Below are 12,211 nucleotides of genomic sequence, written 5' to 3'. Positions count from 1 at the left end.
TTTTCTGCCTTTCTTTATTTTCCAGAAGGGTTTATTCTATGTGTTCGATAGCCGGGGGTCAAGTTTTTTCAGGCGCGGTGGACCTCAAGAAAGGCTTTCACGACCTTAGGATCGAAATATTTTCCGGAATACGTCTTAATAAGCCCTATCGCCTCTTCTTCCGGCAATGGCTTCCTATACGGACGGTTTGATATTAAAGCCTGGAACACATCCGCAAGGCTTATTATCCTGGCACCAAGAGGTATTTCATCGCCCCTCAATCCTTCCAGGTAACCGCTGCCATTATACCTCTCATGATGATACAGAACATAGGGTACGACGTTCTTTAACGGACGGACGTTCCTGATTATTTCCGCGCCAATCCTGGGGTGCTGTTTTATCGTCTCGAATTCCCCCCGGGTAAGCGCTGTGGGTTTGAGCAATATCATGCGATCTATGCCTATCTTGCCGATATCGTGAAGTATCGAACCAAAACGTATCCTCTGTATTTCTGCCTGGTTCAACCCCATGAAATCCGCGATAGATGCCGCATAGCCGGACATGGACATGGAATGTTCCTGTGTATACAGATCCTTGGTCTTTACGGTATTCGCCAGGGCATGGACGAATTCCAACGTATACTTATAATCGCCATTGTCGGACTGGAACTCCTCCATCGCATCCGTTTTATGTTCCACCGCCCGGTTCGGTGAGCATATCAATATTGAGTTAGCTCCGGTCCGTTTAGCGTCATTGAGCTTATCCATAACGATCCCCAACAACTGTTCCGGGCTTCCGGCACCAGCACAGTGAGGATGCCCCCCGATAGCCATGTTCAAGGACAAGTTCAACGTAACATCATGTTTTTTGTCGCTGAAATTAAGGTCCGTCATCTTGGTGAAAAGCTTGCCCGCTATGGCGAACGCGCTCTTTATGTCGGTTGCCGGCATAAGAACTCCGAATTCCGTGCCTCCAAAACGCCCTACGGAAAACCCGGCCGGGACGTTCGCCTTTATAAGCTCGGCTATTTTTTTGAGTATCTGGTTCCCTCGCGCGACCCCATATGTACTGTTTATGGAACTGAAGTAGTCTATGTTTATCATCAGCAACGAAAGCGGTTCGTTGTTCTCGAACCCCACATAGAACAAATGGCTCAACTTATGTATAAAATGTCTGTAATTCAAAAGCCCGGTATGCGGGTCCAGGGAAAGATAACGTTTAAGACGGTTCGTAGTGGTCTGTATATAGTGGTTCTTGGACCTCAGGCTGTTCTGTAAAAGATAAGCATAGGTAATATCAACGGCAGTTAGTATCACAGCCACACGCCCTTTAGCCCTCGTGGAGCGAACAAGATAAAGATCCAGGCGCAGATGACGTATCTCCCCCGACCTATTGCGAATAGAGATCTCTTTTTCTTTAAGTTGGATGCTCTGGGATTCGGCAGTGGGCTTGATACTCTTCAAGCTCCCCGAAGGTATCAGGCAGCGGAACAACAATGGCATACCCGCCTTCAGGATATCGGCCTTGGAATGACCGGTCACTTCCCTGGCTCTTTCGTTCCAGTACAGCAACCTTCCATCCACGTCGAATCCTATCACAAGAAGTGATGTCCTGTCTATCACTTCAGGCGTGAGTATATTAAGGATGTACGGGTTATGTGCCGACAAATCGCCTCCTTACGAATGCACCGACCGCACCATCATTATATTACGTTTTTTGGAAAATTCAACTATTTATTGACTTAACGTAGGCTCGATAGGCGCAATTAGGCCTTAAAGTATCCGTCCGGATGTGTTCGCGTATTGGAACACACGTGAACACTTTGCCGGAAACGGTCTTTTGCGGACCCAATCGGTCCAGATATGCCCGGCATGTATATTTCCCGTTCACGGTTCGCGTGAGATTGGTGCAGGGGTCATCGGACGCGCCACAGCATTCGCCGCAATTGGCACACACCGCCTCAAAACGAAGCTCCCCGTCCCTTAATGCTTCAGTATAGCTCATTATGGTCATTTCCTTGTGATACGCCTGACAAGATGGCCGATAAGAACGACTATGTAGAACAAAAGCACCAGGAATAAGACCGCGGCGAATACCGACAGTATCAGCGAACTTATACCTATCAAGATCGGCCAGGTAAGGAACACGACGACAAATATCACCGCCGCGAAAAACAGGACGATAAGCCCTATAAGAAAACTCTTGAGTGTTTCCATCATTCACCCGCTTTTATGTTTCACAAAGTATCGCCATGTCCTGCTCCGATATGTCCTTCTTCCGCAGGAAACATATGCCGATATCATACGATTTATTGGGTTCCCCTTCAGCGATCCGCACGACACGGCCGAATACGCCGTTATTGTGGGTGACCAGATCGTCCTCTATCTCATGGCATATGTTCATGATCTTGGGATCCAGCTCTATCCACACGATACTGGACAACGCCGGCACGGAAGATTCCTTTTCCGTACGGAACAACAATCCGCTCGCGCTCACGTTCCGGGCGTAAATATCGGATTTATGAGAAAAGCTATCGCCCTTCACCACCTTGAAATTAAGAGGTGCGTCATGATCGACCCTGAAAAAATCACGTTTTTCCTCAAAATCGGCCTGCATATCAAAGCCCTCCCCTTCTTTCATAGAATTCATCAACATATTCAATAATTTCTTTTGGCTGATCTATCAGCTTGTATATGTCCATATCTCCCGCCTCGATCATGTCACCCGGGAGAAGCACATCTTTGACCCACTTCATCAAACCTTTCCAGTGGTCACTCCCCGCCAATACTACCGGTATAGGATCTATCTTCTTCGTCTGTATCAACGTGACCACTTCGAAGAACTCATCAAGTGTACCGAAACCGCCGGGAAATACGATAAAAGCCCGTGTATATTTGGCGAACATCAATTTCCGCACGAAAAAATAACGGAATTCCAGCGGCAATGTTATGAACTTATTCGCCTTCTGCTCGCTGGGCAACGTGATATTAAGCCCCACAGAAAGACCCTTAGAGGACTTAGCCCCCTTGTTCCCGGCCTCCATTATCCCTCCACCGCCGCCGGTAATGACCGCGTACCCTTTCTTTACCGCCTCCCTGGCCGTATCTTCCGCAAGTTGATAGTATGGGCTGTCCGGCATGGTCCTCGCTGAACCGAATATACTTACAGCTTTGTCTATGCTCTTCAACGTCTCGAACCCGTCGACGAATTCGCTCATGATGCGAAACACGCGCCACGGGTCGTCATTCATCAGATCTTGTCCGATATTGACCTTTTTCAATCTATCCTCCTGCATACGTTTAAAGATATTTTTTCGCGAACTCGACCCCATTACGGAATATTTCAGCGCCAATCCCAAGCCCTTTACGATCCACGTCCTTTCTCCTCCAGTTAGGATGCTGGAGATACGTCATATGTCGCTCCGGATGAGGCATCATGCCTAGTATACGCCCCGTCGGGTCACATACTCCCGCGATATCGTCAACGGACCCGTTAGGGTTATGAGGATACCCCGCAAGGGCCCCCGTCACATCCGTATACCTGAAAACGACCTGGCCGTTCTTTTTTAATTTTTGCAGGACACTATCGTTCTTCGGTATAAATTTACCTTCTGCATGCGCGATTGGCAAATTTACCACATCCGGCATATCCTTAGTCCAGACACATCGGGTTTCGCGGGCGGTTCTCAGATAGACCCATTTGTCGAAAAACTTCCCGGAATCGTTCAGGCAGAGCGTAGCCTGCACATCGAACCCGGAATGCGGCCTTACCGCCGGCAAAAGCCCCATTTTCACAAGCACCTGGAACCCGTTACATATGCCTATAATAAGTTTCCCGTCTGATATGAACCTCTGTAGTTCGGAATTCAACCTGGACTTCAACTCGTTCGCGAGTATCTTCCCGCTGCCCACATCATCACCGTAAGTGAACCCGCCCGGGATAGCTAATATGGAGGCTTTCTCAAGATATTTCCGGTCTTTCGTCAACGCGTTTATGTGGATGGATTCCACATCCCCTCCAGCGGATCTGAACGCGTGAACGGTCTCATTGTCACAATTAGTCCCGGCGGTACGCAAAATAATGGTCTTAATTTTTTTCATGCATCAACCTTTTCAACGGTCCTTTCCATGCCGACCTCAGAGGATCCAGCCCGGACTTGACGACGGACCTGCCGCCAAGCCCTTTAATGGTCAATCTATCGTCCGCCCGAGTGGTCCCAAGGAAGCCAACAGGCGCATCCTTCATAAGATGTTCGAACTCTTTCCCGCGCCCGGACGGCACTTCGACAATAAACCGCGAGTTGGATTCAGAGAAAAGCAACACATCGTCCCTGCCCGCTCCACTCCCTCTCGGCATCCCTGACAAAGAAACGTCCGCGCCATACGCGCCAGCGAAAAGCATTTCGGAAAGAGCCACGGCCATGCCGCCCTCAGAGCAATCATGGCACGAGACCACCAGTCCATCGGTTATCGCGGTGTACAGGCGTTCCATAGCCTTCATGGCCCTTTTCGGCTCCACCCTGGGGACATCCCCGCCTTTTCTGCGATTCACTAAATGGAAATGGGATCCGCCCATCTCGTTGAACGTCTTACCTACGATATATAGGTCGTTACCAGGTTCCTTTACATCCATGGAAATGGTCTTCCTGACATCGTTCACGACCCCTATGGCCGATATGAGAAGAGTATATGGTATGGCCACCCTGCCTTTGCCCGTATTGAACTCATTATTAAGGCTATCCTTGCCGGAAATGAACGGCGTTCCGAAAACGCTGGCCATGTCATAACAGGCCTTTGAAGCCCTTACCAGCGCCCCCAACTGTTCGGGATTGTCCGTATTGCCCCAACAGAAATTATCCAGTAGAGCTATCCTGGACGGGTCACAACCTACCGATACCAGCTGACGCATGGACTCATCAATGGCGCTTGCGGCCATCCAATATGGATCTATATCGCCATACAGGGGGTTTATGCCGTTGGAAAGAGCTATGCCCTTGTTACTGTCGAAAAGAGGCTTCGTGACCGACGCGTCCGAAGGGCCATCGTTGTTCCTGCCAACAAGAGGTTTCAGGACACTACCTCCTTGCACCTCATGGTCATACTGCCTGATCACCCATTCTTTACTACACACGTTCCAACTCGAGAGTATTTTGACCAAGTCCCTTGTATAGTCCTTTTTCTCAGGGCTGGCACTGGCAGGAGCGGCCTTGCGAGGTTTCCATACCGCATTCCTTATAAGGCGCGGAATGCCGTCATGTATGAACGACATATCAATATCCGCGACCGTATGCCCCCTGTAACACAACTTAAGCTTCTTGGTATCGGTGAACCGCCCTATAACGGTGGCCTCGACATCCTCACTCTCGAAGACCTTCATCAACGCCTTGAGTTTTCGCGGACGTACGGCCAGCACCATTCTTTCCTGGGCCTCCGAAACCCATATTTCCCAGGGTTTAAGCCCCTTATACTTCAACGGCGCCTTGTCCAGGTGCACCTCTGCCCCGGTCTCTTCCCCCATTTCGCCAACGGCACTGGAAAAACCACCGGCACCACAATCGGTTATCGCCTCATAAAGTCCCATATCCCTGGCCTTGATAAGGGTATCCAGCACCTTTTTTTCGGTTATGGGATTCCCGATCTGTACAGCTGTAGAGGAAATGGTCTCTGACTCCGACGTGAGTTCGGCGGAAGAGAAAGTGGCTCCGTGTATACCATCCCGTCCGGTCTTCCCGCCAACTACAACTATAAGGTCGCCGGTCGAAACTTTTTTTGTCGAGAACTTATGGGGCAGTATACCTACGTTCCCGCAGAACACTAGCGGATTCCCCGTATACCTCGCGTCATAACAAACAGCCCCGTTCACGGTCGGAATGCCCATCTTATTGCCGTAATCACGCACCCCGCTTACGACGCCTTTCATCACTCTTTTGGGATGCAAAGCTCCTTTAGGGACCGAACTCCTTTTCATGTCCGGCATCCCGAAGCAGAAGACATCCGTGTTTATTATCGGCTTGGCCCCCCGCCCGGTGCCCATGGGATCACGCAACACCCCGCCGATACCGGTCTCCGAGCCACCATAAGGCTCAAGGGCCGAGGGATGGTTATGCGTCTCGACCTTGAAACATATATCGTTCTTCCCGTCGAACCGTATTATCCCCGCGTTATCCTTGAAAACGGACACGCACCAGGATCTGTCCAGTTCGCGGGTCACCCTCATCACAGTATCCTTGAGAAGGTTCTTTATCATCTTGCCGTTATAGCGAATGCTGCCCATCATGGTCTTATGCTTGCAATGTTCGCTCCATGTCTGCGCGATGGTCTCCAGTTCACAATCGGTCGGGTTACGTCCGATCCGGCGAAAATGTTCCTGTATGGCCCGCATCTCCAGAAGATTGAGATAAAGTTGCCCTTCACGCGACAGTTCAAGGAGTCCCTTATCGTCAAGCCCCAGCATGTCGACCGTTACTTCACTGAACTCATAGGGCTTTATATCCTTCTCGCGTTCTTTTTCTGTCACGACATGTTGTATTATCTTGTTGTAGAGAAGACTTTCCGTGATCGTTCTGACATTACGCGGCGAAACCGTGCCGGATATGATATATTTCTTGGAAGTCCTCACAGACGTGATCCCGGCAACGCCGATGTCCCTTATCGATTTCATCGCGCTCTCTTCCACAGGGTCCATTACCCCGGGGTTATACGCTATCTCAACTATATGGTGCTTCCCCCCGCGAGGAACATACCCTCCGGTGAAATCACACTCCTGGGAGATCTTATCGGTCAGGATATCAAGCGCTATTTTCCTGAGCTCCCCGGCAGAGAAGTCCCCTGCAAGCGTATAGACCTGGATATATTCCACGTCCTTGACGCCCTTGATGCCGATGTCGTTTATCTCGGTCTTGAGGCCCTCGGCTACGGCGTCATAAATGCCCTCTTTGTCCCGCACCTCTATTCGCGCGTGTTCCATGTCCTGCCTTTATGCTGTTATTCCCATTCTATGGTACTGGGCGGTTTTGAACTTATGTCAAAAACTACACGATTTATGCCCTCGACCTGATTTATGATACGGTTCGACATTTCCGCGAGAACACCATAAGGGATCCTGGCCCAATCCGCGGTCATACCATCCACGCTGGTCACCGCGCGTATGGCTATCGCGTTCTCATAGGTACGCCCGTCACCCATCACCCCCACGCTTTTGACAGGCAGAAAAACCCCGAAGATCTGCCATGTCTTATCGTATATCCCGGCTTTCTTAGCAATATCGATGATGATCCAGTCCGCTTCTTTAAGCGTGTTCAAGCGATCCTTGGTGATCTCTCCCACTATTCTTACGGCGAGACCTGGACCCGGGAACGGCTGCCTGGCCGTTACCTCTTTCGGTATACCGAGCTCGTCCCCGACCTTACGGACCTCGTCCTTAAAAAGCTCCCTGAGCGGCTCTACCAGTTTAAGCCCCATTTTTTCCGGAAGCCCGCCAACATTATGATGGGATTTTATTGTTTTGCTGGGGCCGCCGAAGAAGGATCGGGATTCTATTATATCCGGGTACAATGTGCCCTGCGCCAGGAACTCTGCGTTCTTTATCTTGCCCGCGCTCTCTTCGAACACCTCAACGAATACCCTGCCGATTATCTTACGCTTCTTTTCCGGGTCCGTTACCCCTCTAAGCTCATCAAGAAAACGTTTTTCGGCCTTGACCACACGCAGGTCCAGTTTGATGTTCTTTTTGAAAAGTTTTTCCACACGTTCAGCCTCATCTTTTCTCAAGAGGCCGTTATCGACGAATATGCAATGCAACCGGTTCCCTATCGCGCGATGGAGAAGCACAGCGCTTACCGTTGAATCCACTCCTCCCGAAAGGCCAAGCACCACATGCTTGTTCCCGACCTGCTCGCTTATCTCGCTTATCTTGCGTTCGATAAAGGAGCGCATGGTCCAGTTACGCTTACACCCGCATACCTTGAAAAGGAAATTCCTGAGGACCTTTTCCCCTTCGGCCGTATGTATGACCTCGGGATGGAATTGGACGCCGTATATTTTCTTCGCCGGGTCGCAAAAAGCCGCGCATGTCGTGTTCTCGCTTGACGCGATGGCACGAAAACCTTCCGGCAGTTTAACCACCTTATCCATGTGGCTCATCCAGGTAACACTTTCACCCGAAAGACCCGAGAAAAGGCTGTTAGAGGTCTTGAATTTGACAAGGGTACGTCCATATTCGCGTTTGCCGCTCTTCTTTATCTTCCCGCCGAGCCTTTTACCGACGATCTGCATGCCATAACATATGCCGAGCACCGGAATGCCGAGCTCGAGCATAGCCCTGTGAAAAGTAGGGGCTTTGCGGTCATACACACTGGACGGCCCCCCGGAAAGTATTATCCCGCAGGGATTAAGCCTCTTTATTTTTTCTATCGTGATATCCGGGGAATCTACGACTGAATGCACTTTGTTCTCGCGTATACGTCTTGCTATGAGCTGTACATACTGTGACCCGAAATCTATTACGAGTATCCCGTCACGCTTTGCCGCCAGAGCTCCGGCTTTTGATATCATCCGCGTCATTTTGCCACTCCCGCGTAACCTTTCCATTTTTCCTCAAGGTCCGACCTCCCTACCCAATCGAGTATATAGGATGTCAATTCTTCACCTGTAGCCCCGGTATCCCTACCTGTCAATACGACCTTCTTCTCGAACTGGCCACATATTTCCAAAGCCATATCGAGCCTGTCCGCCTTAACGGGATATCCGATATGCCGAAGCAGCATAGCGCTAGCCCTGATCATGGAAGAGGGGTCCGCGTAAATATCACGTCCTTCCTTGACCATCCTGGGAGCGCTGCCATGTATCGCCTCGAACATCGCCCATCTCTTACCTATATTCGCGCTGCCGGCCGTGCCGACCCCGCCCTGAAGCTGGGCCGCCTCATCGGTAAGGATATCACCGTATAGGTTGGGCAGCACAATTACCTGGAAATCCCGTCTCCGCGCGGGATCCAGGAGTTTTGCGGTCATGATATCAATATACCATTCGTCCTGCGTGATCCCGTATTGTTCATATTCTTCCCCGACCTTCTTCGCCATGCGGGAGAATCGGCCGTCCGTGGCCTTGACCACATTTGCTTTTGTCACCGCGGTCACCCTTTTTAGCCCATTCTTCCTGGCATACTCGAACGCCAGCCTTATTATCCTTTCAGCCCCCTGCTCCGTGATGACCTTGAAATCGACACTTAGGTCATCCGTCACATCTATCCCCCTGGACCCCAGAACATAAGCCCCTTCCGTGTTCTCTCGGAAGAAACACCAGTCCACACCTTCCGCGGGTATTTTGACCGGTCTCACGTTAGCGAACAGGTCTAGCTCTCTCCTCATGGCCACGTTCGCGCTTTCAATATTCGGCCATTCATCCCCGGCCTGCGGCGTGGTGGTAGGCCCCTTCAATATCACATGACAGCTCTTGATCTCGGCCAGGACATCGTCGGGTATGGCTTTACGGCACTCCGCCCGATTCTCTATAGTAAGACCTTCTATCTGCCTGAACTCTATGTTGCCTTTCCGGCAATCTTCCTCAAGCATATGTTCAAGCACTCTCTGGGCGTGTTTTGAGATGATCCTCCCTATCCCGTCACCCCAGCACACACCTATCAAAATGGGTTTAAGCTCTTTGTATTCTACCCAGCCCGCGTTCTTTTTCATTTCCTCCACACGTGCAAGCTGTTCTTCCAACAATACACCAAAACGTTCCTTTGCGATATCCAGCTTTTTCTGTAAATCCATTACTATCTTCTCCTCCTTACTTTTCACCCAGGCATATATTAAGCTCCTATTATATTATGATAGGGATGAAAATTCAATCATCAAAAACGGATATCCCAAGGCTTGTTTTGCAAAGTTTTTAACAAGAAAGTGTGTTTTTGAAGGTCCGACCAGAAATTCGGACTTTCCTCGCTATTATGATCTTATGGTCTCTGGAGTCCTAAGATCGGCACAGCCTTGAACCGCATCTCAATGCCGAACTCCTCATTCCCGCGCAGGTATTCACCGGCGGTATGGCAGGCTTCATCTTCATTGGCGGCATCACAAATAATTTCAATAACCGTTCTGTACAGCATTCTTCCTCCGTAAGTAGGCGTTACTGTTCAAGCGATCGGTAAAGAGCCGCTACCTGTTCCTTGTAGTAACGGTTATAAATGTCATGCAGGCTCTTGCTGAAGACCCTTTCATGTATCGTATCCCGCCTTTTACGGTTACGCTTGAAGTACTTATCCTCACGGCCGAACTCGCAGCGATGCTGGTATTTTTTATTGTTCATTGTCCCCTCCCCTTTTTTTATTGAACACTACCTTGCCGTCATCCGTCACGGTAAAGGCTACCTTGTCCCTCGAAGTTATGCCGAAATACCTCTGCAACGCCTTTGGAATGAATATTTGCCCACGGTCAGATACCGTGGCATAAAAATCAAATCTGTTTTTTCTACGCATATCCACCACCTCGCTACAAGTATATAGCAAGTATTTTTACTTGTCAAGAAAAGAAAAAAATTCCGCGCATTTACCCATTAAGAATAGATATCCCGACGGATCTATGACTTCTGAAAGTATACCTACACCGAACGGCGGTTCGCGGCCGCGGCGACGAATGAGGCGAATACCGGATGTGGCACATCCGGCTTGGAGCGGAATTCCGGATGGAACTGGACAGCCAGGAACCAGGGGTGTTCTTCCAGCTCGATTATCTCGACGAGACCACCCTTACGGTATAACCCGCTGAAAACCATGCCTTTTTTCTCGAACATGTTCCTATATTTGCTGTTGAACTCATATCGATGCCTATGTCTTTCCATTATGAACGGAGCGCCATATGTCTTGCCGGCAAGAGATCCTTTTTTCAAGTCGCACTTGTAATGCCCAAGACGCATGGTACCCCCCATATCCTTGACATGCTTCTGCTCCGAAAGCAGGGATATCACCGGATGCTTTGTGCCGGGAACGAATTCCGTGGAATTCGCCCCTTTGAGGGAACAAACGTTACGGGCGAACTCGATAACGGCTATCTGCATCCCTAAACATATGCCGAAGTAAGGGATGTTCTTTTCCCGGGCATATCGCGCGGCCGACAGTTTCCCCTCAATGCCCCGGACCCCGAACCCTCCCGGGACGAGTATGCCATCTATTCCCTTGAAGACATCGTCGAGTTCCTTCATCGTCTTTTTCTCGAGGTCATCGGATTCGATCTTTATGATGTTCAGCTTAACACGACTTTTTATGGCGCCGTGTTGGAGGGCCTCGTCTATGGATTTATACGCGTCCTGAAGCGCGATATACTTCCCGATTATGCCTATATTCACTTCTTTCGCGGCCGTCTTTCTTATCTGTACCACCTTTTCCCACTTTGCGATCTCGGGACCTTTTTTCTTTGGCCTTAATTTCAAGCGCTTAAGCAATATCCCATCCAACCCGTTATCACGGAACATAAGCGGTATCTCGTATATGTCCGCCACGTCCCTTGCCTCTACGACACAATTCTCTTCCACATTGCAGAACAGTGATATTTTCTTGCGGGACTCCCTGGAAACGGGTTTTTCCGTGCGGACCATAAGTATATCCGCCTGTATACCTATCTCACGCAGTTTCCCGACCGAATGTTGTGTGGGTTTTGTCTTAAGTTCACCCGCGGCCTTGATATATGGTATAAGCGTGAGATGGACATTTACCGCGTTGCCCCAACCCATTTCATTTTTCATCTGCCTTATGGACTCAAGGAAAGGAAGGCTTTCTATATCCCCTACCGTACCGCCTATCTCCACTATCACGATATCAATGTCATGCCGGCGCTCAACTTCGCGGATCTCGTTCTTGATCTCGTTGGTTATGTGAGGTATGACCTGTACGGTGCCTCCGAGGAAATCGCCCCGGCGCTCCTTGTTTATGACCTTCTGGTAGACCTTACCGGTGGTCACATTGCTCGCGCGTGTAAGCGGTGAACGCGTGAACCTGTAATAATGCCCCAGGTCCAGGTCAGTTTCGGCGCCATCATCGGTCACATATACCTCTCCATGCTGGTAGGGGTTCATGGTCCCCGGGTCCACATTGATATACGGGTCGCACTTTATCATCGCGACCTTATAACCGTTCCATTCCATAAGCTTGCCCATGGAAGCCGCCGCGATACCTTTACCCAAACTTGAAACAACACCACCTGTAACAAAAATGTATTTAGCCATGTCTCTCCGTTATG

Annotated in this window: 12 protein-coding genes; all 12 read right to left on the bottom strand. The window is 50.0% G+C overall.

Annotated features, from left to right (window positions below):
* Positions 1-68: 68 nt before the first annotated feature.
* Positions 69-1,646, bottom strand: a complete 1,578-nt coding sequence (locus PHH49_03435) for a diguanylate cyclase (GenBank protein ID MDD5488001.1) — start codon at positions 1,644-1,646, stop codon at positions 69-71.
* A 342-nt stretch (positions 1,647-1,988) separates the two neighbouring features.
* Positions 1,989-2,198 carry a hypothetical protein gene (locus PHH49_03430; GenBank protein MDD5488000.1) on the bottom strand — a complete coding sequence of 70 codons (210 nt, stop codon included), beginning with the start codon at positions 2,196-2,198 and terminating at the stop codon, positions 1,989-1,991.
* Between the two features lie 10 nt (positions 2,199-2,208).
* Positions 2,209-2,619: a PilZ domain-containing protein gene (locus PHH49_03425; GenBank protein ID MDD5487999.1), complete on the bottom strand. Its 411-nt coding sequence runs from the start codon at positions 2,617-2,619 to the stop codon at positions 2,209-2,211.
* The gene (locus PHH49_03420) at positions 2,597-3,274 is read right to left on the bottom strand and encodes a TIGR00730 family Rossman fold protein (GenBank protein ID MDD5487998.1); all 678 of its coding nucleotides are present in this window, start codon (positions 3,272-3,274) and stop codon (positions 2,597-2,599) included. The genes PHH49_03425 and PHH49_03420 overlap by 23 nt, the downstream gene beginning before the upstream one ends.
* A 4-nt stretch (positions 3,275-3,278) precedes the next feature.
* Entirely contained in the window at positions 3,279-4,079 is an 801-nt protein-coding gene (gene purQ / locus PHH49_03415) for a phosphoribosylformylglycinamidine synthase I (protein ID MDD5487997.1), read from the bottom strand.
* Positions 4,066-6,945, bottom strand: coding sequence for a phosphoribosylformylglycinamidine synthase subunit PurL (purL, locus tag PHH49_03410; protein ID MDD5487996.1), 2,880 nt, complete (start codon positions 6,943-6,945; stop codon positions 4,066-4,068). Before purL ends, purQ begins: the two co-directional genes overlap by 14 nt.
* Positions 6,946-6,962: 17 nt before the next feature.
* Positions 6,963-8,540, bottom strand: a complete 1,578-nt coding sequence (guaA, locus tag PHH49_03405; protein MDD5487995.1) for a glutamine-hydrolyzing GMP synthase — start codon at positions 8,538-8,540, stop codon at positions 6,963-6,965.
* Complete coding sequence (locus tag PHH49_03400; GenBank protein ID MDD5487994.1) at positions 8,537-9,751, bottom strand: isocitrate/isopropylmalate family dehydrogenase; 1,215 nt, start codon at positions 9,749-9,751, stop codon at positions 8,537-8,539. Before PHH49_03400 ends, guaA begins: the two co-directional genes overlap by 4 nt.
* A 182-nt stretch (positions 9,752-9,933) precedes the next feature.
* Positions 9,934-10,086, bottom strand: a complete 153-nt coding sequence (locus tag PHH49_03395; GenBank protein MDD5487993.1) for a hypothetical protein — start codon at positions 10,084-10,086, stop codon at positions 9,934-9,936.
* Positions 10,087-10,106: 20 nt separating this feature from the next.
* Positions 10,107-10,286 (bottom strand): hypothetical protein, encoded by a 180-nt coding sequence (locus tag PHH49_03390; GenBank protein ID MDD5487992.1) that lies wholly within the window; start codon positions 10,284-10,286, stop codon positions 10,107-10,109.
* Complete coding sequence (locus PHH49_03385) at positions 10,276-10,455, bottom strand: type II toxin-antitoxin system PrlF family antitoxin (GenBank protein MDD5487991.1); 180 nt, start codon at positions 10,453-10,455, stop codon at positions 10,276-10,278. The genes PHH49_03390 and PHH49_03385 overlap by 11 nt, the downstream gene beginning before the upstream one ends.
* A 122-nt stretch (positions 10,456-10,577) precedes the next feature.
* Complete coding sequence (locus PHH49_03380) at positions 10,578-12,197, bottom strand: CTP synthase (protein MDD5487990.1); 1,620 nt, start codon at positions 12,195-12,197, stop codon at positions 10,578-10,580.
* Positions 12,198-12,211 lie beyond the last annotated feature (14 nt).

It is taken from the genome of Candidatus Omnitrophota bacterium (genome assembly GCA_028715965.1).
Taxonomy (GTDB): Bacteria; Omnitrophota; Gorgyraeia; order Tantalellales; family Tantalellaceae; genus JAQUQS01.
This window is presented reverse-complemented; position numbering and strand designations above follow the sequence as displayed.

Excerpts from the sequence above, each read along its gene's own strand:
- PHH49_03425 (MDD5487999.1), bottom strand. The coding sequence starts at position 2,619 with ATGAAAGAAGGGGAGGGCTTTGATATGCAGGCCGATTTTGAGGAAAAA.
- PHH49_03430 (MDD5488000.1), bottom strand. The coding sequence starts at position 2,198 with ATGATGGAAACACTCAAGAGTTTTCTTATAGGGCTTATCGTCCTGTTT.
- PHH49_03380 (MDD5487990.1), bottom strand. The coding sequence starts at position 12,197 with ATGGCTAAATACATTTTTGTTACAGGTGGTGTTGTTTCAAGTTTGGGT.
- PHH49_03400 (MDD5487994.1), bottom strand. The coding sequence starts at position 9,751 with ATGGATTTACAGAAAAAGCTGGATATCGCAAAGGAACGTTTTGGTGTA.
- PHH49_03395 (MDD5487993.1), bottom strand. The coding sequence starts at position 10,086 with ATGCTGTACAGAACGGTTATTGAAATTATTTGTGATGCCGCCAATGAA.
- PHH49_03385 (MDD5487991.1), bottom strand. The coding sequence starts at position 10,455 with ATGCGTAGAAAAAACAGATTTGATTTTTATGCCACGGTATCTGACCGT.
- guaA (MDD5487995.1), bottom strand. The coding sequence starts at position 8,540 with ATGACGCGGATGATATCAAAAGCCGGAGCTCTGGCGGCAAAGCGTGAC.
- PHH49_03390 (MDD5487992.1), bottom strand. The coding sequence starts at position 10,286 with ATGAACAATAAAAAATACCAGCATCGCTGCGAGTTCGGCCGTGAGGAT.
- purQ (MDD5487997.1), bottom strand. The coding sequence starts at position 4,079 with ATGAAAAAAATTAAGACCATTATTTTGCGTACCGCCGGGACTAATTGT.
- PHH49_03420 (MDD5487998.1), bottom strand. The coding sequence starts at position 3,274 with ATGCAGGAGGATAGATTGAAAAAGGTCAATATCGGACAAGATCTGATG.
- purL (MDD5487996.1), bottom strand. The coding sequence starts at position 6,945 with ATGGAACACGCGCGAATAGAGGTGCGGGACAAAGAGGGCATTTATGAC.